This is a genomic window from Portibacter marinus, assembly GCF_021533195.1.
GTDB classification, from domain to species: Bacteria; Bacteroidota; Bacteroidia; order Chitinophagales; family Saprospiraceae; genus Portibacter; species Portibacter marinus.
On sequence record NZ_JAJNKB010000003.1, the window covers coordinates 564063 to 588643 of the forward strand.

At 41.0% G+C, this 24581-nt stretch carries 18 protein-coding genes, 1 tRNA gene and 1 riboswitch; of the genes, 9 read left to right on the top strand and 10 right to left on the bottom strand.

What is annotated here, in order from left to right; translation table 11 throughout:
* Window positions 1-180: 180 nt before the first annotated feature.
* Both L2567_RS10035 and L2567_RS10040 read right to left on the bottom strand, forming a co-directional pair.
* Window positions 181-254, bottom strand: a tRNA-Asp gene (locus L2567_RS10035).
* A 617-nt stretch (window positions 255-871) separates the two neighbouring features.
* Window positions 872-1699, bottom strand: a complete 828-nt coding sequence (locus tag L2567_RS10040; protein ID WP_235297629.1) for a M48 family metallopeptidase — start codon at window positions 1697-1699, stop codon at window positions 872-874.
* Between the two features lie 129 nt (window positions 1700-1828).
* Here L2567_RS10040 and L2567_RS10045 point away from each other — a divergent pair, with 129 nt between their 5' ends.
* The 8 genes from L2567_RS10045 to L2567_RS10080 all read left to right on the top strand — a co-directional run bounded on the left by L2567_RS10045 (window position 1829) and on the right by L2567_RS10080 (window position 10617).
* Window positions 1829-2299 (top strand): hypothetical protein, encoded by a 471-nt coding sequence (locus L2567_RS10045; RefSeq protein WP_235297630.1) that lies wholly within the window; start codon window positions 1829-1831, stop codon window positions 2297-2299.
* Between the two features lie 61 nt (window positions 2300-2360).
* Window positions 2361-2825, top strand: a complete 465-nt coding sequence (locus L2567_RS10050) for a hypothetical protein (protein ID WP_235297631.1) — start codon at window positions 2361-2363, stop codon at window positions 2823-2825.
* 447 nt (window positions 2826-3272) lie between these two features.
* Entirely contained in the window at window positions 3273-4235 is a 963-nt protein-coding gene (locus L2567_RS10055) for an acetyl-CoA carboxylase carboxyltransferase subunit alpha (protein ID WP_235297632.1), read from the top strand.
* Between the two features lie 199 nt (window positions 4236-4434).
* A complete protein-coding gene (locus L2567_RS10060) occupies window positions 4435-4959 on the top strand; it encodes a DUF6913 domain-containing protein (protein ID WP_235297633.1) in 525 nt (174 codons plus the stop codon).
* A gap of 68 nt (window positions 4960-5027) precedes the next feature.
* Window positions 5028-5924 (top strand): 4-hydroxy-tetrahydrodipicolinate synthase, encoded by an 897-nt coding sequence (gene dapA / locus L2567_RS10065; protein WP_235297634.1) that lies wholly within the window; start codon window positions 5028-5030, stop codon window positions 5922-5924.
* Between the two features lie 96 nt (window positions 5925-6020).
* A riboswitch (cobalamin riboswitch) is annotated at window positions 6021-6212 on the top strand.
* A 37-nt stretch (window positions 6213-6249) separates the two neighbouring features.
* Window positions 6250-8070: a TonB-dependent receptor gene (locus tag L2567_RS10070; protein ID WP_235297635.1), complete on the top strand. Its 1821-nt coding sequence runs from the start codon at window positions 6250-6252 to the stop codon at window positions 8068-8070.
* 1 nt (window position 8071) lies between these two features.
* Window positions 8072-9040, top strand: coding sequence for a T9SS type A sorting domain-containing protein (locus L2567_RS10075; protein ID WP_235297636.1), 969 nt, complete (start codon window positions 8072-8074; stop codon window positions 9038-9040).
* A gap of 101 nt (window positions 9041-9141) precedes the next feature.
* Window positions 9142-10617, top strand: coding sequence for a S10 family peptidase (locus L2567_RS10080; RefSeq protein WP_235297637.1), 1476 nt, complete (start codon window positions 9142-9144; stop codon window positions 10615-10617).
* A 48-nt stretch (window positions 10618-10665) separates the two neighbouring features.
* On the opposite strand, the gene L2567_RS10085 is transcribed toward L2567_RS10080, so the two are convergent.
* The 4 genes from L2567_RS10085 to L2567_RS10100 all read right to left on the bottom strand — a co-directional run bounded on the left by L2567_RS10085 (window position 10666) and on the right by L2567_RS10100 (window position 15076).
* Window positions 10666-11373: a pseudouridine synthase gene (locus tag L2567_RS10085; RefSeq protein WP_235297638.1), complete on the bottom strand. Its 708-nt coding sequence runs from the start codon at window positions 11371-11373 to the stop codon at window positions 10666-10668.
* A gap of 2 nt (window positions 11374-11375) precedes the next feature.
* Window positions 11376-12899 (bottom strand): replicative DNA helicase, encoded by a 1524-nt coding sequence (gene dnaB / locus L2567_RS10090; RefSeq protein ID WP_235297639.1) that lies wholly within the window; start codon window positions 12897-12899, stop codon window positions 11376-11378.
* 306 nt (window positions 12900-13205) lie between these two features.
* On the bottom strand, window positions 13206-13895 hold the full coding sequence (locus tag L2567_RS10095) for a hypothetical protein (protein ID WP_235297640.1): 690 nt from the start codon (window positions 13893-13895) through the stop codon (window positions 13206-13208).
* 65 nt (window positions 13896-13960) lie between these two features.
* On the bottom strand, window positions 13961-15076 hold the full coding sequence (locus tag L2567_RS10100; protein ID WP_235297641.1) for a mandelate racemase/muconate lactonizing enzyme family protein: 1116 nt from the start codon (window positions 15074-15076) through the stop codon (window positions 13961-13963).
* A gap of 85 nt (window positions 15077-15161) precedes the next feature.
* Between L2567_RS10100 and L2567_RS10105 the strand changes: the two genes are divergently transcribed.
* Window positions 15162-16037, top strand: a complete 876-nt coding sequence (locus L2567_RS10105; RefSeq protein ID WP_235297642.1) for an alpha/beta fold hydrolase — start codon at window positions 15162-15164, stop codon at window positions 16035-16037.
* A 3-nt stretch (window positions 16038-16040) separates the two neighbouring features.
* On the opposite strand, the gene L2567_RS10110 is transcribed toward L2567_RS10105, so the two are convergent.
* From L2567_RS10110 to L2567_RS10125, 4 genes are all read right to left on the bottom strand, one after another.
* Window positions 16041-20267, bottom strand: a complete 4227-nt coding sequence (locus L2567_RS10110; RefSeq protein WP_235297643.1) for a MopE-related protein — start codon at window positions 20265-20267, stop codon at window positions 16041-16043.
* Window positions 20268-20644: 377 nt separating this feature from the next.
* Window positions 20645-22051, bottom strand: a complete 1407-nt coding sequence (gene lpdA, locus L2567_RS10115; RefSeq protein ID WP_235297644.1) for a dihydrolipoyl dehydrogenase — start codon at window positions 22049-22051, stop codon at window positions 20645-20647.
* A gap of 3 nt (window positions 22052-22054) precedes the next feature.
* Window positions 22055-23365 carry a PSP1 domain-containing protein gene (locus L2567_RS10120; protein ID WP_235297645.1) on the bottom strand — a complete coding sequence of 437 codons (1311 nt, stop codon included), beginning with the start codon at window positions 23363-23365 and terminating at the stop codon, window positions 22055-22057.
* Between the two features lie 44 nt (window positions 23366-23409).
* Entirely contained in the window at window positions 23410-24510 is a 1101-nt protein-coding gene (locus L2567_RS10125) for a DNA polymerase III subunit (RefSeq protein WP_235297646.1), read from the bottom strand.
* Between the last annotated feature and the right edge of the window lie 71 nt (window positions 24511-24581).

Below are 24581 nucleotides of genomic sequence, written 5' to 3' on the forward strand. Positions count from 1 at the left end.
TGATTGAAGCTTTGATGCGGTCTGGACGGGAGCGACCAATCCGTAGGAATTGCGCTAGAGGCGCAATAGGAAGCGAACCAGCGGCACACCCGCTGGCTGCGGCTGCAGAGTCCCGTCCTTATTTCTTGTATTCTTAAAATGCAAAAAGCTCCAACCAAATTAATGATTGAAGCTTTGATGCGGTCTGGACGGGACTCGAACCCGCGACCCCCTGCGTGACAGGCAGGTATTCTAACCAACTGAACTACCAGACCTTTAGTTAGACTATTTTCTTATGCTTTTCACGTGTTGGTATTCTGAAACATTTTTCGAATACCTGGCTTGCGCGCCTCCTCGCGGTTTACGCTCGGTTCTCTCTCTAAAACGCTTCCAGCGTTTTTCCTCCGGACCATTCGTTCATCTAACCAACTGAACTACCAGACCTTTAGTTAGACTATTTTCTTATGCTTTTCATGTGCCTAGTATTCTGAAACATTTTTCGAATACCCGGCTTGCGCGCCTCCTTGCGGTTTACGCTCGGTTCTCTCTCTAAAACGCTTCCAGCGTTTTTCCTCCGGACCATTCGTTCATCTAACCAACTGAACTACCAGACCTTTAGTTAGACTATTTTCTTATGTTTTTCATGTGTTTGGTATTCTGAAACGTTTTTCGAATACCTGGCTTGCGCGCCTCCTCGCAGTTCTCTCTCTAAAACGCTTCCAGCGTTTTTCCTTCGAATCGTTCGTTCATCTACAAACTTTATTTGAAAGCGAATGCAAAACTAAAAAACGAATTTATATTTCAAACCTATTTTAATTTTTTTTTTAAAAAAAGATCACTTAAAGCCTCACACTGAAACCCTTACTCTTAAGCTAAGTTTTTAAAACCAAGTCTAATTCACTGCTTTGCTGACAAGGACTCTATTATACCCCCCGGTTTCTATCCAATTAACAAGTTCCTGCGCCCTGGCAATTGCCCACAGATTATTCCCGTATAAAAATCGCATAAATTTGTCAAACGTTCTTTCCTTAAAACCCTCGAATGCCTTTGCTTGCTCCTCTAGCTCACCAACATCAAATGTGGCCCAATAGCGCTCCGGAAGACCTGCCAACTTTGCATACAGTTTCTTGATTGCATAGACATCCTGGCAAACTAAAAGTCCACCGCGATCAGCAGTATATTCTGCCATCTGTGACCAATGAAAAAGTGCGTATTTTAACCCTGAAGATAAAACCCCACTTAATCCTAATGTCAGCGGAGATACGGCATCCATCAGTTCCGGGAAAATAAATCCTATTTCTTGGTATAGAATGTGCTGACACTTTATCTTGGCAACTTCCCGGCCGATTACAAATAATAATTCCTCTTTTGAAAGCTTGTCTACACACTCCGTTGAAATCGCAATCATTGGATTATCCACGCCTAAGGTTCTAGCCGTAAATTCATCAGATTTATGGACATATATATCCGGAATATGATCAACTCCCAAAATTTGACAAGCCCTTTCAGTAAGTTGGTATAACTCGGGAAATGATTTTGGCGATAATTTCAAACTACTACCTGTAAATTGGAGTTTGATGATGTTTTCTATACCGAGATCGTAAAATTTCCTTACGACCCTTTCAAAGCCTTTCGTTTCCCTGAGTCTCTTCATAGATTGGGCTTCCTTAGGATGCTGGAAATCTGAAATGTCAATATTCTCTAAATTCTGGAAATTCATGGGGCAATTTTAATGAAGATGAATTACAAACCGAAAAAACATACCCTTGAATTGACTGGAGTTCGGTTTTATTGTGATAATTTGTTAATAATAACATAATGTCTCTATAAACCATAAAAAATCAATCCAATGAAGTACTTTATTACCCTTCTTTTGACAATTAGTTATTTGTCAATCAATGCTCAAAGAAACCATGCAGTTTATGGTGAATTATTAGGCAATGGGTTTTTTTATTCTCTAAATTACGAATTTGCTATAGCAAAGACTGATAAGAATTGGAGAGCCAAAGTAGGAGTTTCCACATTAGCATACCCCTTTGCGATCACTCAGATCAGTTACCTTTTTGGGAAGAAAAAATACTTTATGGAAGTTGGGGCAGGAGCAAATTTTCTTCCTTTTTCAAACGATAACGAAAAATTAAGTTTACTATTGACCCCTAATGCGGCCCTCCAGTTTAGATATGAAAGCAGTGGTGGTTTACTTTTTCGAATTGGTCTGGCTCCAAGTTTCATACCTCTTTTCGATGACGAACCAGCTTTTGCAGATCCTAACAACTGGATTTGGCCAGGGGTATCCTTGGGCTACACTTTTGGGAAATAAAGTGTATCATCGAAACTATAATGATTCATTGTACATTCATTAGTAGTAAATAATTCTTATAATGAAGTATAGTTGCACAATTCTATTATTCATCATATGCTTAACCTTCACTTTTGCCCAAAAAAAACAAGCGATCTACGCTGAATTCGGTGGGAATGCATTGATTTATTCCTTAAATTATGACTTTGCGCCAATTAAAAATCATGATAACTTCAGACTAAAAGCAGGTGTGAGCTATATTGGCGACCCCGTTATCATTGGTCAGGTCAGCTACCTATTTGGCAAGGAAAAACATTTTTTTGAATTGGGTGCCGGTTTTACCACGGTTACCGAAGCAGTGACAGGAGATTCGGGTTTTCAAATCTACCCTAATGCGGCTCTGCAATATCGGTATCAACATCCGAGAGGTTTTCTTTTTAGAATCGGTTTTGCTCCTTTGTATCTTCCGATTACTGGAGACGGCTTCGAGGGATTGAACATCATATATTGGGCGTGGCCTGGAGTTTCTTTTGGGTACGGGTTTTGAAAAGGGTTAGAATGAATTCTTGCCAATGAATTGACAAGTCCCAAGGCAGTCACTAGGTATCAGATATAATGAAAACCATCAGTCAGGAAAACATGTGATATTAACACGCAGTTGGTTGCCAATGAACTGACAAGTTTCAAAGAAAATGACCAGTCCCAGAGAATTGGAAAAGTCCCTGAGAAAATGACCAGTCCCAAAGAATTGAAAAAGTCCCAGAGAATTGGACAAGTCCCAGAGAAAATGAACGGGCCGCAAGAAATTGACAGGTCTCTTAATAACCCTGAATTGACAAAATTCATCACTTGATTCTGCAGGTCAAGGCCTACGAACCATTGACCTAAATGCTGACACGGCAGTTCATCTAAAGTAGTATGCACCAATTTCCTAATTATTGTTAATTTTACCCCGCAATTATAGTCACCATAATTACAGACCTTAAAAGTTAATATGGTATTCTTAGAATTTGAAAAGCCACTCGAAAGCCTTTATGAACAGCTAGAGAAAATCAAAGCAGTCGGAGAAGAAGGAGATATCGATGTGAGTGACAAGGTGAAAGAGCTGGAAAATAAAATCAAAACCAAAACGAAGGAAATCTACGGTAATCTTACAGGTTGGCAAAAAGTCCAACTTTCCAGACATCCTGAGCGACCTTATACCCTTCACTATATAGAACACATGTGTAGTAAGTTCGTAGAGCTGCATGGGGATCGATACTATGCTGATGACAAGGCCATCGTGGGTGGAATCGGTAGACTGGACGGAATGAGTGTCATGCTTATTGGACATCAGAAAGGGGTCAACACTAAAATGCGCCAATATCGAAATTTCGGCATGGCGAACCCGGAAGGCTATAGAAAAGCACTCAGACTAATGAAGTTGGCTGAAAAATTCAACATGCCCATCGTTTGCCTGATAGACACTCCCGGCGCATTTCCCGGATTAGAAGCTGAAGAACGCGGACAGGCCGAAGCCATTGCCAGGAATTTGATTGAAATGGCTCAACTCAAGGTGCCGGTCGTTTGCTACGTTATTGGTGAAGGTGCGTCAGGTGGGGCCATAGGAATAGGTCTGGGAGACAAAGTATTTATGCTCGAAAACACCTGGTATTCTGTCATATCTCCGGAATCTTGTTCATCTATACTTTGGAGAAGTTGGGATCATAAAGAAGAAGCTGCCGAAGCACTAAAATTAACGGCGGATCACATGTTGCATTTCGGACTGATTGATGAAATCATCAAAGAACCATTGGGCGGAGCCCATACAGATCCAGAGAAAATGTCAAAACAGCTGAAATCCCACATCAAAAAAGAGATCACGGCCTTGCTTGAAATGGAGCCTGATGAGCGGGTTATGAAGCGGATAGATAAATATGCCAATATGGGCCAGTACGACATAATCGAGGAAGACTGAGATTACCCTTTGTAATTAGATATAAATATTATAACTTTGTTTAATACGACAGTACATGTTATCGTCGTACATTGAGAAAATTTTCAACTGTTGTAACCGTTTAGTCTAGTATCAGATTAAATCTGAGAGATGATCACGCTTTCTGTATCATTGATATCGAAAGGATAGAGCTGTTTTATCTTAGTGAAACCTGACGAAAATGGAAAAAATGAAAACCTGGATGTACCGTAGAAAACGCGTCCAGTTTAAGAGAGAAAATCCTCATAAAAACAAACACAATCCTTCGGATCGGATCGCCTTTCTGATTGATGGCAGAAATCCAGTGAACTTAAAAGTGATCGAAGATTATATTAACCATCTCCAACAAATCGGAAAGGATATCAGCTTGCTCTATCTCACAGATCATGCACATCCTGAACAAGTTAGCTTTCAGGCTTTTAATCAAAAATCATTTACCTGGTATTACATCCCCAAAGCCCCTGTGGTCATTGATTTTATTCAAAAAGATTTTGACCTTCTCATTAATTTTAATGATGAAAATATACCGGAACTCAATGCCATCATTGACCTATCCAATGCGAAATTTAAGATCGGAGTCATGGAAGGACATTCAGATCTGTATGACCTTGTGATCAATCCAGGTCAGGACAAATCCTGGAAAGCCTACATTCGGATTCTTGAAAATACATTGGATCAATTGAGTGTTGGAAAGTCAATGGTATAAGCATAACCTGGACACAAAGTTCATTATTCTCAATAGTTGTTTTATTTTCACACTCATAATTACAGGAAATGAAGCAATCGAAGTATCGTGGAACAGGTGTAGCCATCATCACTCCTTTTAAACATCAAAAAATAGATTTTGACGCGCTCACAGAAATTGTCAATCACGTCATCGATGGAGGTGTTGACTATATTGTAGCTCTTGGTTCTACAGGAGAAACGGCCACTCTGAATGATCAGGAAGCAAAAAATGTGCTTGATCATGTGATTAAAGTGACCGCGAAAAGAGTGCCCATTGTCGCAGGAAATTTCACGGGCAACAACACCCTCGATCTTTGTGAAAAGATAGCGCAATATGATTTTGAGGGCATAGACGCCTTGTTGATCAGCAGCCCTTCTTACGTCAAGCCTTCGCAAGAAGGGATCTATCATCATTTTATGGCCCTCCAGAGGGTTTCACCTCTTCCCATTATTTTATATAATGTGCCTGGCAGAACGCAATCTAATATGCAATGGACCACTACGGTACGGTTGGCCAGGGATAGTAAAAAATTCATTGGAATTAAAGAAGCATCCGGAGATCTCATTCAGGCAACCAGAATCATCAAGAACAGACCCGATGATTTTTTTGTGACCTCTGGTGATGATGAAGTGGCCATGGCCATGGTTGCATGTGGTGGAGAGGGTGTCATTTCAGTAATGGCCAATGCATTTCCTATGGAATTTAGCCAGATGATAGGAGCGGCGCTGGAATATGACTTCAATACTGCACAGGAAATCAATCTTGATCTTTATGATCTGCACAAGTGGCTTTATATTGAGGGCAATCCGGTAGGTATTAAGTCAGCCATGAAGGTACTGGGGTTTTGCGAGAACGAAGTGAGGTTGCCATTGCACCCACTTTCAGAAGAAAATTACAAGTATCTGAAGCAGGAAGTGACCAGAATCCAGGGCTTTATAGCATAGGTTTGCCTGACACATGGATCTTGGTATCCATACCGATAATGATAAAAGGGACTTCAATCATAGGTCCTGAAACATAATTAATCGTGGTATTTTCCTAACTTTATCCCCGTATTTGGTAACCAGCAATTTGCTGAGTTTTAAAAGGGAATCCGGTGTAAATCCGAAACTGTCCCCGCAGCTGTGAGTTTCGCTCCTACTTTTCACCTGCAATACCACTGAGCATTTGATCTCGGGAAGGTCGTGAAAAGTGAAACAAGTCAGAAGACCTGCCTTTTACATTTTTTGATGGTCGGACCTTCGGTGGAAAGGTTGAAAATCAATACTGATGAAAAAGTGGATCTTATGCTGTTTAGTATCCTTTAGTGGATTCTTCTATGTCAATGGGCAGGAGGAAATTATCGATACCATTACCATATCGATGCCCTCTCTCAGATCCAACAATTTGGGAGGAACTACCCGCTCATTTAATCTTCAAAATGCAGAATCTGTTGCTCATACGCTTCAAAATCAAAGTACCGTATTCATCAAAAACTATGGCCCTGGTTCGTTGGCTACCTCTTCTATTAGGGGCGGAAGTGCAGGGCATACCCTCGTCCTATGGAACGGACTGCCAATTCAAAATCCCTTTCTGGGCTTGTTAGACCTTTCACTTCTTGATACCTGGGCCATGGATAAAATGGAATTGCAAAAGGGAGGTCATTCTGCTATGTGGGGCTCCGGAGCTATTGGAGGCGTGATTGACCTACAACAAAAGCCTCATCTGAAAAGTAAGTTTCAAGTGGAAAACAGACTTGCCTATGGATCGTTTGGTCGTTGGGAAGAAAAGTTGAAAATTGGAATTGCCTCTAAAAAATTCCAATCTGTTTCCAGCATATCCTATTTGACAGCACAAAATGACTTTACCTATCCTTTAACCAATGGAGAATTGAGAACCCAGGAAAATGCGATGCAACGCCAACTCAATATAAATCAGGATTTCTATTGGCTGATCGATCAGAAAAACCAAATAACCGGACACTACTGGAGATCCAGAAATAACAGGGAAAATCCACCCACCACCGTACAGCGGAAAAGTGAAGCTTATCAATTCGATGGTGCAGACAGAGTGACCTTGCACTGGAATCACTATGAAGAAAATACCACACTTAAGGCCAAGGCGGGCTATTACATAGAAGATTTAAATTATTTCGATCCTCAACAAGGCATTGAATCCATCACTCATTTTGAAACATTTTTAGCAGACACAGACTATGAAATCAACTTAGGGACACACCATGATTTTAATTTTGGTTTCAGTCATTTCAGGACCGCTGTCCAATCTCCAGCTAACTATGCCAACGATGCCACTGAGGTTAAATCCGCATGGTTCGGACGATACCAGTACAAATGGTTTCAAATCAGTGGAAGGCAGGAAGTCGTCAATGGAGCATTGGTTCCATTTACTCCATCTACAGCTTTTGCGTTTCCCATCGGAGGGGGCATCTCATCGAAGGGTAAAATCAGTCGAAATTATCGCTTACCTACTCTAAACGATCGATTTTGGGTTCCAGGTGGTAAGCCTGATTTGCTTCCTGAAGCCGGATGGAGCCAGGAATTTACATTGACCTACAAAAAAGCAAAAGATCGCCTGAGCCTGCAGATCGAAAACACTGTATTCAACAGACAAATCAACAATTGGATTCAATGGACTTTGGATGGCCCATTCAATATCAATCAAGTGTGGAGTCGAGGTTTGGAATTTCAGATCAATACCAACTGGACAGCCGAGAAGTTCACCCAAAACCTTCATGCGGGTTACAACTATATCCTTTCCACAAGCAAAAAGGCTCTGCAATTTCCTAAGATCAATGCAGGCGACCAATTGTTCTATACCCCGATTCATCAGGGACACCTTCAATATCATTTCCAATTTCGCAATATTAAACTCAGCTACAGGCAGATTCTTGTAGGTAAAACAAGCGGCATTAATGACCACTTAGACGGATATACCATTGGAGATTTTGATGTCTCCTATCAGACCGGTTCTTTTGTTTTGGAAGCCCAATTGCGCAATGTATGGAACAAAAACTACCGCATTATCGAGAGAAGGCCAATGCCGGGAAGAAATTTTGAGATTGCATTAAGTTATACATTTACTAAATATTAATATGAAGATTTTAACCTTTACAATTTGTTTGCTTTTATGTCAATGGGCTCATGGGCAGATTTTAGCAGATTTTGAAAACTATAACATTGGCGTGGATTCTGCCCTTATTGATGCCGGAGAAGCTGGTGTCTTCGAATCTGGTGAGATCACTTTGAAAAATAATTTCTTTGAATCTGAATTTGGCGATTACTTTACTGATTGGGCCATTTCCTCTATGACAGATACACTGACTGAAGGTAATTCAAACTCTACCAGCGCCTTTGCAGGCAGTGGACATCAGTCTGATACTTATGCGGTTGCCAGTGCTTTTAATCCGGTAAAAATAGGATTGAATCAAAACACAAGTGCATCCGGGTTCAGTTCCCTATACCTGACCAATAGTACTTATACGGCTTTAAGTATGCTAAATGGAGACGCATTTGCCAAAAGATTTGGTGGTGAAACGGGTGAAGATCCTGATTTCTTAAAATTGACCATCAAAACCATACTTGATGGAGTCATTTCCAGTGACAGTATAGATTTTTATCTTGCAGATTACCGATTTGAAGATCATTCTTTAGACTATGTGGTCAAAGATTGGACATTCGTAGACATCAGTGCTCTCGGGCAGGCCGACAGTCTTGTCTTTTCTTTATCATCTAGTGATGTAGGAGCTTTCGGAATGAACACCCCGGCCTTTTTTTGTATGGACGATGTGGCAGTACAGATGCAATCCGCTACATTCGATGCTGAACGCCCAGATGCCATTGACCTTAAAATCTATCCTAATCCTGCCAGAGATCAAATTACCTTAAAAACAGATGTAAAGACGATCCGAAACATTCAAATTCTTGATCAGGGAGGTAAAATAGTATCAGAGATTAACGGGGAACAACAGCAAATCAATATTGATCGGTTAAAGGCAGGAGTGTATTATTTGCAAGTGATATCTGCTCAAGGTGTGGCTATTCAAAAATTGATCAAACTCTAAAATAAAACCACGATGCCAATGGTAATTTTCCCCAAACTCCTTCAATCAGGTTTTCTAATGAAATCGAATTGACTATATTCGAGGTTCTAACCAATGATCTTATGAAATTACTACTCACTTTTGTTGCCGTATGCTGTTTTGCTACTTTATCTATTGGACAAAAAAGAATGCTTGCTCCGGATTCCGTGGTCATCACAGAGCACAAGGCGACCATCAATGGTAAAACTTTTCCATATAGAGCAACCACAGGCACCCAGCCGGTCTGGAATGAAAATAATGAAATAGACGCAGCGCTTTTTTATACCTATTATGAAAGAACGGATGTAGATGACAATACCACTCGACCGCTTCTGATCTCCTTCAATGGAGGTCCCGGTTCAGCTTCAGTGTGGATGCATATTGCCTACACAGGTCCCCGAATTTTGAAAATTGATGATGAAGGCTATCCTATTCAACCTTATGGAATTAAGGAAAACCCATTCTCAGTGCTGGATGTCGCTGACATCGTATTTGTCAATCCAGTCAATACCGGATATTCTCGGCTTATCCATCCTGAAGCCAAAAAAGAAGATTATTTCGGTGTTAATCAAGACATTAAGTACCTCGCAGAATGGATCAGCACCTTTGTTACACGACACAATAGATGGACCTCACCTAAATATCTGATTGGTGAAAGTTATGGTACGACCAGGGTTTCAGGATTAGCACTTGCATTACAAAACAACGAGTGGATGTATCTCAATGGCATTGTCCTGGTATCACCAACAGGGCTGGGTATCAAAAGGGAAGGTGCTGTAGAAGCCGGTAACAGACTTCCTTACTTTGCAGCAGCAGCCTGGTATCATAATAAATTGGCTCCGGAACTGCAGAACAAACCCCTTACTGAAATGCTGGAAGAAGTCGAGGAATATGCCATCAATGATTTGATTCCCGCAATTGCCAAAGGTGGCTTTTTGGAAGATTCAAAACGTGAGGAGGTTGCAGAAAAAATGGCTTACTATTCCGGATTGTCAAAGCAAGCGATACTGGACAACAACTTAGATGTGGGAACTGGATTTTTCTGGAAGGAATTGTTAAGAGAAGAGGGGTATACCATAGGGCGGCTAGATTCCAGATACAAGGGACTGGACAAGACAGCTGCGGGAACGAGGCCGGATTTCAACTCGGAATTGACATCATGGCTTCATTCATTCACACCTGCCATCAATCATTACTTTAAGAATTATCTGAATTATGATACTGATGTGAAGTACAACATGTTTGGACCAGTGAGACCATGGGACAGATCCGGCGATCAAACGGGCGAGAATTTAAGACAGGCGATGGCTCAAAACCCATATTTACATGTGTTGACTCAATCAGGTTACTACGACGGTGCCACTACCTATTTCAATGCCAAATACAACATGTGGCAGCTCGATCCATCTGGTCGAATGAAAGATCGCCTTAGTTTCAAGGGCTATGAGAGTGGTCATATGATGTATTTAAGAAGGGAGGATCTGGAAAAAGCCAATAACGATTTGCGAGCATTTATCAAGGCGACGCTGCCTGGAGAAGGGGTACCTGCTAAATACTAATTTTCTAAAATTTACTTATTTCAGTCAGATGCGTTCAAGACTAATTGACTATACAAAATGTTTCAGCATCACCACCTCCCGATCAGTGAGATGCCGCCACCATCCTCGCTTCAAGTCCTTCTTGGTCAAACCAGCGTAATACTCTCGATCCAGTCTGACCACTGTATATCCCAAATGCTCAAAGATCCGTCTGATGATCCGGTTTCTTCCGGAATGTAGCTCAATACCGACCTGCATCCCGTCAGTATCCTTAACCATATCTACACCATCCACTTTAATGAATCCATCCTCCAGGGTCAACCCATTCCTGATTTTCAAGAGATCTTCCTGACTGATGGCTTTGTCCAAAACCGCTCTGTAAAACTTTTTAACCTCACCCGAGGGATGCGCTAATCTAGTGGCCAAATCACCATCATTGGTTAACAGCAAGAGGCCGGTTGTCATTCTGTCCAGTCGCCCTACAGGATAGATCCTCTCTCTGACTTTATCACCTATAATGTTCCTCACCGTCATTCTGCCATTTTCATCTGAAAGTGTCGTAACCGTATTTTTGGGTTTGTTCATCAGAATGTAGACCTTGTTTTCTTCCAGCGCCAGGGTCTTGCCATTGTATTTAACTTCATCACCTTCCTGAACCATATAAGAAGGGTTTTTCTCAATGGAGCCATTGACATAAACCTTACCAGCCTTAACCAGGTCGCCGGCTTTTCTACGTGAAGTTACACCACAGTGTGATATGTATTTATTCAATCGCATTTCTAGAATGGTATATCACCCAATCCGCCACTATCGTCATTCATTTTAGAAGGTCTGGTCACAATTCCGGAACTGAATGGATCTCCCATGGTCGGAAGCTCACCAAATCCCATGCTATCTGGTTCTGTAAACTTGACGAATTGAGGAATAAATTTGAGGAAGACAGAACCAAGGGATCCATTCCTATGCTTGGAAATAATAATCTCTGCCGCATCTCTTGGAACTGATGGGTCTTCCGGCTCTAAATCATAATAGGCCGACCGATAAATGAACGTCACCATATCTGCATCCTGCTCAATGGCTCCTGATTCCCTTAAATCCGATAACTGTGGTCGCTTGTTTCCACCTCTGGTTTCTACAGCCCTACTCAATTGTGAAAGTGCCATGACCGGCACATTTAATTCTTTGGCCAAACCTTTCAGCGCTCTTGAGATGGTAGAAATTTCCTGCTCCCTGTTTCCGCCGCCACCATTCGGTGCACCTGTCATCAATTGAAGGTAATCAATGATGATCATTTCGATATTATGATTTTGCTTAAGCCTTCTACACTTAGCTCTTAATTCGAAAATATTGATCCCCGGAGTATCATCTATATATATGGGCAATTCAGATAATCTTTCCACCGCAGCATGCAATCTATTCCACTCTTCTTCTGATAGATCTCCATTTCTCAGAGAACGTGAATCGACCTCCGCTTCCATGGCAATTAAACGATTCACCAACTGCAAATTGGCCATCTCTAATGAAAATACGGCCACACCTTTACCAAATTTAGCCGCATTGTGAGCCAGCGACAAAGTATAGGCAGTCTTTCCCATACCGGGTCTAGCTGCTACAATGATCAAATCTGATTTCTGCCAGCCAGAAGTCATTTTATCCAACTCTTCAAAACCTGTAGGAACGCCTGTCAAACCATCTGTTTTGGCGCTGACAGTTTCAATTTCATTCCGTGCCTTTACTGCCAAAGCCTTTAATGATTCAAATCCGGTACTAAGGTTCTGCTCTGTAATTTCATATAGGTTTCGCTCAGCTTTATCCAATAACTCGAATACATCAGTGGTATCTTCAAAAGACTCCTTCACCGTTTCTGTGGACACTCTGATTAATTCTCGCTGGATATACTTCTGAGCAACAATTCTTGCGTGATACTCAATGTTGGCAGCCGAAGCTACTCTATGGGTAAGGTCCATGAGATAATTCACGCCACCTGTTGCCTCCAATGTCCCTGATTTTTTAAGCGCTTCGTGAACTGTGAGCAAATCGATGGGTTGAGACTTTTCGAAAAGCTCCAACATGACCTCGTAGATGTTTTTGTGCTCTTCTTTGTAGAAACTTTCTTTTCTTAGAATATCGATAACCGACGTCAGTCCGTCCTTGTCGACCATGATGGCACCTAACACGGCCTCTTCCAGTGGAATGGCTTGTGGAAGTACTCTACCATATCCCAATGCAGCCGCCTCGGCTTCATTTTTATAGGCTTTCAAATTCCTGGTGGATGACAATAAGGATTTAGGTTGATCTGCCATTATCTCGTTTTAGTTTCGCGGGACAAATCTATAATAAATTGATCACTATGATTTTTGTATCCGCTAAAACTTCGTTGGTAAAATGTGGAAAACTGGGAATCAATGTGCATAACTCTTCATTTCCTAAATATTAAAACAAATGATAATAAATAAAAAATTCCATTGACATATATTTATTTTATTAAATATGTATCAATGGAATCTTACAACGCTAATTTTCAAGTCATTAGCTGGAAAAGCGAGGTTTTTTTTCTTTGTAGGCCAATGGGAACATTGAACCGCCAAAAAAAATGAAAATGTTAGAAATTACATTTTGACCTTTTTATTTTTTCCCACGTTGTTCAACTTCTCTCTTATTTCTTCGATGGCTTCTTTGTGGATTTTGATCTCAGAAGACTTGTCATCTTGTGCTCGTTCGTTTTCAACAAGTGCCTCCTGCATTTCTGTTATTTTCTTTTTTGCATCTTCAATGGTTTCCTTGTACTTCTCCTCATCTTTTTCCAATTGTCTGGCATCGCGCTCCATTTTGTCAAGCGCTCGTTCGGCATCTTTTAACTCTTCTTCGATCAATGATTTCTCTACATAAATGTCAAAATCAACCAGCATTCCCGCAGCAGCATCGTATGCTTTCTCATGATCCGTAGAATTTAGAAATCCAGTGCCGTTATCGATCCATACCATCAGTCTGGCAGCCTTATTTAAGTCTTCCATTTTAGCATAGACATCCACCTTGTCGTTTGAAACTGGCTTAAGCTCTGCCTCAGTGATATAGTATTCTGAAGCCTTTCGATTGTACTTCACTTTACCATATTCTCTAAAGTAGTCCTTAAAGAAGGATTCCAATTGTTTCTTATCCACGTTTTGTATGTCTACCACCAGAGCGTTCTTATCGCCAAGGCTCATCTGTGCTTCCATTTCGTCGACTTGCGCCCAGGAAGAAAAAGTGAAAAGTGCCAATAAAAAAGTGATCAAAAATGTAAACTTTAAATCTTTCATTATTAATAATTTAGTTCATTTGCGATAATCACAAATTCGGTTGTTTAGTTCCTAAGTTAAGCGTTTTATTTAATAGTTAACTTTTCAAACTTTTTCAGGAATTTAAGATCAAATGACGCACCGATCCCAGGGGTCTCATCGACAGTCACCTGCCAGTCCTTATGGTAGACCATTCCACCCTCAATGGGATCTTCAGACTGCATCAGTGGGGAGTCCAGATCATAGTAGATAATATTATCCCATACCATGGCAAAATGTGTAAGTGCAGATATGCCCAATCTGGTTTCCGAAAATGACCCCACCTGGCAATAAACGCCAGCCGACTGTGCAATGGCGGCAATTTTCATGGAATGTAGGATACCACCTGCTTTGCCCAACTTGATATTGATCAAGTCGGCTGCATTTTCAGTCAAGTTCAAAAAAGCATCATGATGATTAAATACAGCCTCATCAGCCATGATAGGAATAGGACTTTCCTTAACCAGGCGTCGTCTGTCTTTAATGTTGCCTGCTGGAACTGGTGCCTCGCAATGTTCGATGTTCATGTCTTCGATTCCCCGAAGTACCCTGATGGCTTCCAGGTAATTCCATCCCTGATTGGCATCAATTCTGAGCGGAATTTCCTGCCCTATGGCCACTCTGATTCCTGCAATTCTTTCAATGTCGTTCGCAGCCGGTCGATCTCCCAGTTTGACTTTCAATACTGGAAATCCATCGGCAGCGTATTTTGCAGCTTTTTCGGCCATCTTGCCCTTCTCTAATAGGCTGACCGTCATATCGGTATATATTTTCTTGTCATCCGAGCCCTGCAAGTAGCGAAATAAGGGTAGATCAACGGCTTTTGCATTCAGGTCATATAGTGCCATATCAAAAGCAGCTTTAATAGAAGCATTTCCAGCAAGGGCTCTATCCAGTTTGCTCACCAGTCTGTGGATTTCACGGGCATCTTCCCCGATCAATAATTCAGCCAGATCTTTGCCGGCGGCTACCGTTCCTTTTTGAGTTTCCCCATGAATAGTACGGTAAGGACAACACTCTCCGGTACCATAAAGCCCATTGGCATAAATAATGACAACCGTATTTCTGGCATGAGTCAGGGGTCCCTTAGAAATCACAAATGGTTCGTTGAGTTCAATCTGAATGGGTATGATTTCTATCTTTTCAATCTTCAGTTTCGACATAGAAGTTGTAGTTCTTTGTATAAATGTAGCGATGTTTCATCTAAATCAATCTTATACACGCCCGAAATAATCTATATTTCATGCTATGAAAAGTCTAATTACGTTGATTGGCGTCGTACTTTGGTTAAGTCTAAGTGCGCAGGAAATAGAAACCCATTACGAAGTTTATGGAGAAGGTTTCCCCATATTGTTAATCAATGGTGGCCCTGGCTTTAGTAGTGAAGGATTTCGAGGATTGGCTAAAAAATTAGCCGTTAAAAACAGTGTCATCATCTATGATCAAAGGGGCACAGGTCAAACACCACTTCCTGATTTAAATGAAGAAAACATTACGCTTGACTTGATGACTCAAGACATCGAAAAATTACGCCAAAACCTTGAAATAGATGAATGGGTAGTGATGGGACATTCTTTTGGAGGAATGTTAGGCAGTTACTATGTATCAAAGCATCCGGAAAAAGTGACAGGTTTAATACTGTCTTCATCCGGTGGGCTGGATTTGTCGATATTAGGAACATCGCTGATTAATGAAAGACTCACTAGTATTCAAAGGGACTCCTTAAGTTTCTGGAGTCGTAAAATAAGAGAGGGAGACACCACTGCCTTTGCCAGACTTCAAAGGGCGACCTGGTTGGCACCAGCTTATCTTGAGAAAAAGCACCATGTTCCTGTCGTCGCTGAAAGACTGACCCAGGGAGACTTGGCACTCAATAGTTTGGTGTGGAGGAATATGAGATCTATCGATTATGACCTTAAAGAAAGGATGGCCATGTTTGAAAAGCCAGTTTTAATTTTACATGGTGTTCATGATGTGGTAGATCCTGCATCGGCCAAAGAGGCACATGCTATCTTTCCCCATTCAAAATTGGTCATGATGCCTGAATGCAGTCACTATGGTTGGCTTGATCGTCCTGACCTCTATTTCCCTGCCATTTTTGATTTTCTAGATCAATTTTCTTAGTCCTTATAATTTTACCAATTTTTTGATTCCCCGGAATTCATTTTCATTGTCATAGACATGGATAAAATATAGGCCTGCTGGCCATTCTCTAATCTGAATGCGTTCTGTTGTACCATAGGCTTGAGAAAAATAAATCTGTTGACCATGGATGCTCATGATATGAACTTTTATGTCAACCTGGGGAGAAGTAATGATCACAAATTGATTCGCAGGATTGGGGAATACCTCTACATTGACCAAGAATTCCTCCTCACTTACACTACTGATCAAATCTTCTCCGTCGCAATCTTCATCTATACCGTTCCCGGCGATCTCTGGTGCTCCAGGATAAATGAGTGAGTCCTGGTCGTTGCAATCTACGGAACCATTGAAGCCATCCATATCTTCATCGGTGTAGGCAAATTCTCCATTGCAGTTTTCATCGATGTCATTGTTAGGAATTTCCATTGCGCCAGGGTTGATCAATGAATCCTGATCGTTGCAATCCTCGTCTGAATTAAAACCATCCATGTCTTCATCAATTACCTGTGCTACGCCGTCACAATCCTCATCGATATCGTTATTCGGAATTTCTTGAGCCATAGGATTAATGGCTGCATTAGAATCGTCACAATCTACGTCAGAATTGAAACCATCCATGTCCTGATCGATGACTATAACCGCGCCGTCACAATTTTCATCGATATCATTGTTGGGAATCTCAGTGGCCAATGGGTTTATTAATGAGTCCTGATCATTACAATCTTCATCAGAATTAAAACCATCCATATCTTCGTCTATGATAAGTAAAACTCCATCACAATTCTCATCGATGTCATTGTTGGGAATTTCCTCTGCTTCAGGATTGATGGCTGCATTGTTGTCATCACAGTCATCTTCAGAGTTAAAGCCATCCATATCTGCATCAAAATTCAGGACGATGCCGTCACAATTTTCATCTACCGGATTACCGGGAATTTCTTCCGCTGATGGATTGATGTCTGCATTCGAATCATCACAATCTTCATCGGAGTTAAAACCATCCATATCCTCATCAATGACGGCCACTTCACCATCACAATTTTCATCTACGTCGTTGTTGGCAATCTCATCAGCCCCCGGATTGATGTTTGGATTAGTGTCGTCACAATCTTCATCGGAGTTGAATCCATCCATGTCTTCATCGATCACATTGGCCACGCCATCGCAATCCTCATCGATGTCATTATTGAAAACTTCCTCAGCACCCGGATTGATGTTTGGATTAGAGTCATCGCAATCTTCATCGGAGTGAAAACCATCCATGTCTTCATCGATCACATTGGCCACGCCATCACAATCCTCATCGATGTCATTATTGAAAATTTCCTCAGCCTCGGGATTAATGGCTGCATTTGTATCATCGCAATCTACTCCCAGCACGAATCCGTCCATATCTTCATCCACCCCTTCGATGATCCCATCACAGTTCTCATCTATGGCATTATTTAAAATTTCTGTTTCTCCTGGATTGATGTTCGGATCATTGTCATTACAATCCTCATCTGTATGGTAGCCATCCATGTCTTCATCAGGTAAAGGGTTAATAATGAGCAAATCAGCTGCATTTGAGCTTCTTCCTACGCATACTCCTTCAATACCCAAATCTATGAGCAGACGTCCGACCCAATCCTCCGGGATGAAGGTTTCAGGGTCTACGGTAATGGTATACACTTTTCTTTGACCTTGCCTCAAAGTTCTGAAATCCGAGTCCTGCTGAATGCTTTCTATTACTCCATCCTGATCTTCCACCACATAATAGAAAGTGTTGTCAAGCTCGTTTCCTTGTTCAATACTTATCGGTGAAGAACCAGTTATAGAGACTGAAAATGTCAAGTCTTCATTTTCGAGTTTGGTGATACCTAACAAATAATCTTTACAAGGATCAAGATCGATATCTATCCATTCTCTGACCGTTGTAGTCAGCGTCCCCGGATTGTTAATGGACTCTGATACGTTGGTGCCAATGAATGAAGCACAAGGGTCATTCTCATGATATGTTTCTGCATCGTATACAATGAAGCCTGCAAAGGGTGAGGTATTGTTTCTTATTCTATAACTTCCACTCTCTGAAACATGGAAGTTTAAAAATTCAAAATTCCTTGTCACGGGGTTTCCGGAAGGAAAAACCAGTGTTTCACATTCATCAATTAAAGATAGTCGAATGAAGGGTGCCACCTGATCCGTACTTTCCAAAACAATTTCCTTTTCAAACCTGGAAATACCCGAGAAACTTTCAGCTGAACTAAAATTTAATATCTCATCTCCAATATTTGCCGTTACATCATCGATTCCACAGGTAAAATACAGCTCTGTAGGTGGGCAGTTGTTGGTACGCGAGAAAAAAGGACGTGAATAATTATAGAAAGAAAAACAATCTGAAATATGACATTCTATTTTAAAATGAAAGTCACCGTCGATGCTGAAGCCGGGAGCTACAAAATACTCCAGACCCAATTGAGTATAGGGCAAATTGGTCGCCACCGGAATCACAATATTAGGATCAGTAAGAGAAATCAGCGAAACATCTACGTTGTCGCATAAATCAGATACCCCATCATTGTTCCAGGTCAGATTTATGGTCTCACCACCAACGATGGTATCGATCAAACTGTCTATTTCAATCATCATAGGACCTGCGTCCACCACTTCCACAGTTATTTCATCACTTGTAAAATTTCCTCCTTCGGCATTGTTATCCCTAACCGTACACCTTAGTGTCAGATCCCTGGGCACTCTGGAAAGGCTTTCAAAAGGATCCTGAAAAAAGAAATTAAAGAATCTGGGGAAATCCCTCCTCGGATTATTGCTGGGAGCATAACCTCTGAACAAAGGACCTATAGCGCTATTTGCAGCATCCAGGCCTAAAAATCCAATGTTCGGCTTGCCAAGTCCGTCTTCATCAAATTGTTCCCACACATAAGTCAAATCGTCACCTTCCGGGTCACTCGCATCTGCAGTCACAGAAAATGGCGTGTTTAAAGGAATCTGAAATGATTCCTGTTCACATGGATTAACGGTCAGATCTGGTGGTGTATTTACCGTTGGAATCACTAACTGACAATCCAGTGTTTCTATATACTGGCTCATCAAATACAAACTGGAGAAATGAAAGTAGTTGTTGACAGGCTCTGCAGGCAAGACATAATCGTCTCCATCTTCACAGCGACCAGCGTAGGACATGATGGTGTTTCCACTTCCTATTTCATAGGCATTGTCCTCATGGACAGCTTCATCACAAAACTCAGAATCTGAGTTCATCGTGTGTCTTGCACCAAAAGCATGACCCAATTCATGAGTAACCAACACGGTAAAAGCATTTTCAGCAATGCCATCACTGGTAGCCCAAATCCTGGCTTTTGTAGGTCCGTTGCTTGTAGATCCAGGATCGCAAGCGGCCCGAATAATAGCTCTTCCACCACCTGGCCATCCTTCGCTATTGGCATTGAAGGTTATTCCCAGGTCATAAGAATCGAAATCAAATTCATCTTGAAAAGCTCTTGCAGATTGAATGGTTCTGCTTGAAGCACTAGTTCCGATGACTGGTGTAAATGGATCAGTCTCTTTATCAGCAAATAATTTCACCCTTCCTGTCAGGGTAAAATTAATCGAAAAGTCTCGCTCAAAAATTCGGTTGACCCCATTAAATGTTTTAATGATTTCTCCCATGACTACATTGTCATCATTACCGTGCTGCTCATAGAATTCACCTGTCGTAATGATGGCTAATCTGAAACTCTGCAATTGATCACCGTAAGTATACTTTCCAATATCTGATCGGTTCGTGAATTGTTTCATGATTTTTTTCTCCTCTGTGGTGCACTCCCAATCATTATCCGCTCCATGTTCAAGTATATAACCTCCATTCTGATGGTCAGGATAAAACGATATCATCTCCTGTTCATAGTTTAAGGTATAGTAAAAGGTCTTCGGTGTTCTGATCACAGACCCTATCATTTTTCCTTCACGATTGTAAACATCATAAACTTGAATTTTAGGAAATCGCTCCTGCAATTCCTTATCCATGATCGAAGGATTTAATTTTAAGCGATAGGGTTCTGTCTGCCCGGGAAGATGGATAGAATTAAGATCTGGTATGCCTTGGAGAAGCTCACTTACTTCTGAGCTCGAAATTTTAAGGGATCGATGCTGTGCTGAAAGAAAGGAATGAACGAAAATTGTTAAGAGAAAACAGAAGTATATTTTTTTCATTTTGCATTGCACTTAGTGGGGCCAAGATACAAGATTATCAATTACTTGGACCAGAAGTTAAAGGCCAATTTCATTTGGTCTTTTTAACAATACATAAGCCATTCATGACTCAAGAATTAGATATATTCTTAAGTACGATGTAAACGACCTACATAACCCGATAATCCGAAAACAGGTATTTTTACGTATAGAATGAATAAACTTAAAATGTATCTTTGATGGCAAGACACAATGAGCGATAAACCCCAAAAAAAGTATGGTCTTAACTTAATTTATTTATGCTAAGCTAAGACTTAGTTGCCTCTTAAAACCTAATAGGTGCTGGACTCTTTAGAGAGCCAGCGCCTTTTTATTTCCTTACTACTTTTTATTAATACCTATATATGTAGCGCGCGATCTCCCGTTGCAGCAAGTGCAGCTTCTTTGGCTGCTTCTGTATAGGTGGGATGTGGATGACAGATTCTTGCCATATCTTCAGCACTGGCTCTAAACTCCATTAGAGCTACGGCTTCCATGATGACATCAGCCACTCTGGGACCTACCATATGAACACCCAGAATTTCATCCGTTTCTTTATCTGCCAGGACCTTGATCATTCCGTCAGTATCCATGGACGCACGCGCTCTGCCCAGAGCTTTAAAAGGAAATTTTCCCGACTTATATGCTTTCCCTTCTTCCTTAAGTTGTTGCTCCGTCTTACCGACAGCGGCCACTTCAGGCCATGTATATACAACACCCGGTATGAGGTTGTAATCTATATGAGGCTTTTGACCTGCCAGCAATTCAGCTACATATACTCCTTCTTCTTCAGCTTTGTGAGCCAGCATCGCACCTGGTATCACATCACCTATGGCATAGACTCCTGGTTCTGCAGTTTCCAAATGATCATTTACCCGGACCCGTCCTCGATCGTCTACTTCAGCCTTGATGTTCTCTAAACCAAGACCATCCGTATAGGGTCTTCTTCCAATGGCAATCAGACAATAGTCTGCTTTGATGTCAAATTGTTCTTCGGAATCTCGCTTTTTCACACCAACAGTGACAGCGGTTTTATTTCCCTTGACACTTACAACCTCGTGCTTAAGGTGAAAATTGATACCCAGTTTCTTTAAAGCTCTTCTCAATTCTTTTCCACAATCTACATCCATCTCAGCGATGATAGAATCCATATATTCCACAACGTCTACTTCAGTTCCCAATCTGGCAAAAACGGAACCTAACTCCAATCCTATGACACCGGCTCCTATGATGACCATCTTTTTCGGAAGCTTATCAATATTCAGGGCTTCAGTAGAAGTAATCACCCTATTTTTATCATAATTAAAAGCTTTAGGCGTCACTGGTTTAGATCCTGTGGCGATAATGACATTCTTTGCCTCCAGATCTTGAGATTTGCCATCACTGGAAGTCACCGTAACTACCTTGGCAGATTTGAATGATCCTACTCCGGTAAAGACATCTATTTTATTCTTTTTCATTAGAAACTCAACACCTTTACAGGTTTGGTCCACAACATCATTCTTTCGCTTGATCATTTGTTTCATGTCTACAGCGAGATTGCTCAATTTGATACCATGTTCTTTAAAAGTGGTATCTGCATTGTGATAGTGTTCAGAGGAGTCCAAAAGGGCCTTTGAAGGAATGCATCCCACATTAAGGCAGGTTCCACCAAGCGTATTGTATTTTTCTATTATTGCTGTTTTAAGGCCAAGCTGAGCTGCTCTGATGGCCGCAACATATCCTCCGGGGCCACTACCTATAATCACTAAATCGTACTTACTCATAAATTATTTCTTATCTGTGGTGCTTTTATTACCACCTCTTTTTCTGTTATTTCTTCTTTTTTTCTTTCTGGGTTTTCCTTTTGTACCAGTAGCCTGATTCTGTGTGTTGTCTCCACTTTTTGACTCGTCTGATTTTGAATTCGAGCCATTCGAATGACTGCGTTGATTTGAATTTCGACCTCGACCCCGACTTCTGCCTCGTCCTCTTCTTCTTTTTTTGGTCTCAGGTAATTCTACGACGTCATCCACTTGTCCATAGCCCATGTCTTCATCTTCAGGAGCAACTTCTTTAACAGCCTGCAAACTCATCAAATCATCCGGATATTCTCCCTTCTTATTCATTTCAAGAATCTTCTTTACCTGCTCTTTATCCAGCGTTACTACAGGCCCGCGTCTTCCATCGATATTGGTTCCGTAATACATTAATCCTTTGAAAATGTCAATCTTGATCATCTGTGCTGATCCAAATTTGGTCTTAAGATAATCCGCTTTCTTAGGAAAATCACGAAGAGCGTCCATGTATGTATCTAGTTCATAATTCAGACAGCATTTTAAACGCCCACATTGGCCCGAAAGTTTAGATTGATTGATCCCTATGTATTGATAACGAGCAGCAGATGTACTGACCGTTTTAAAATCTGACAGCCAGGTTGAACAACACAATTCTCGACCACATGAACCTATACCTCCAATTCTCGCTGATTCCTGTCGAGACCCTATCTGACGCATTTCAATTTTGACCCTGAATTCCTTGGCATATTGCTTAACCAATTCTCTGAAATCAACTCTGCCATCTGCTGTATAATAGAAGGTAGCTTTTCGTTTATCACCCTGGTACTCTACATCACCTATTTTCATTTCCAGACCCAGAGTTCTGGCAATGACCCTCGCTCGAACCAGTGCCATTTTCTCTAAATTCCTGGCTTCCTGGAGCTTTTCAAGGTCGCGATGATGGGCTCTTCTAATGATATTACTAAAGATTCGGTCTTCATTGACACGTTTCTTCTTCATCTGAATACGGACCAGTTCACCTGAAAGACTTATTCTACCAACGTCATAGCCATTTCCCGTATCTACAACCACCATATCGCCGGTTACTACACGGTCACCCAACTCATTCTTAAAAAATTCTTTCCTGGCGCCATTTTTAAAGCTTACTTCCACAATATCGAAATCATTTTTATCATAAATTTCCAATTGCGAAAGCCAGTCATAGGTGTTCATCTTATTACATCGCCCACTTGTGCAATGTCCCTTGTTCTCGCATCCCATCGGACTGCCTCCAGTCCCTGAGCTGCAACTCGCACATCCCATAATTATATTTTATATATATATCAAATCTTCACGAGATGGCCTTTTCAGGCATAACGAGCCGCGTGAAATAATTCATGAATTCTTATAGAATTTTTCATGAATAACATTTTCACGCTAGCATTCCGTTCGATCATCATGAAGCTATCGTTAAGCAGTTCCTCAAGCATTTCCAATGCCTCTAAATCAATAAACTTCTTTAAATTCTGAGCAACTGTAATTTCCTTTTCTAAAAATCGCAACTGATCTTTATCAATTACGTCCAGCATTAAAAAGGATCTAAAAAACTGTAACGCGTAGGTCACAAAATATTTCTGCTGTTCTTTACTTAATTTACCGAAATCTTCGCACCAATTTACGATTTCTTCCGATTTTAATTTATAACAAGTTCTGAGCCATTCAAATAATTTTTCCGAAAAATCAATCACTTGATCATCACTCATGTTCAACGCAACCCTGTAATTCCCATCTGTCAGAAAGCTGATTTTCTTTGCCGCATCCGCTGTAATACCTGTATCTTTTACCAATTGATCGATGATTGCGCTATCACTTGGGTTAGGTACGTTGATCAACTGACACCTGGATAATATGGTGTTCAAAATTTGATCCGTATTTTCTGCAACAAAAAGAAAAATGGTATTCTCCGGCGGCTCTTCTATCAGTTTTAATAAACGGTTTCCTTCTTTACCCAGGTATTCCGGCAACCACATCAATAAGACTTTATACTCACTTTCGAAACTCTTCAAACCCAATTTTTGAATGATAGAATGACATTCTTTAGCATTAATATTCGCCTGCTTATTCTCTGCATCCAACCTGCTCATCCATTCAGTAATATTCATATAAGCATTCTCCGATAAAGCTTGCCGCCATTCTTTTAGAAAGTCATTACTGGTCGTATTACCAACAAATGGAAATGAATAGTGAATATCGGGATGAATAAACTTCTCCGCTTTCATTCTAGCGCTTTGCTGCTTCTCAGCACTGTTGCCAGGCACTTTTTGTGCTACAATTTCTGTAGCCAAAGCCAGCGCAAGTGGTAAAGCGCCGCTACCATCTCTACCCTTCAATATAATGGCATGAGGTAATTGATCTTCATTGAGAAGATGAGTAAGGGAGGTCAATATCGCAGTATGAAAAGTATTCATTATTCAGCCCACATTTTCATCATAACATCTGCAAATATAGCTTATTAGTTGGCAGTTATTGCAAAACACCA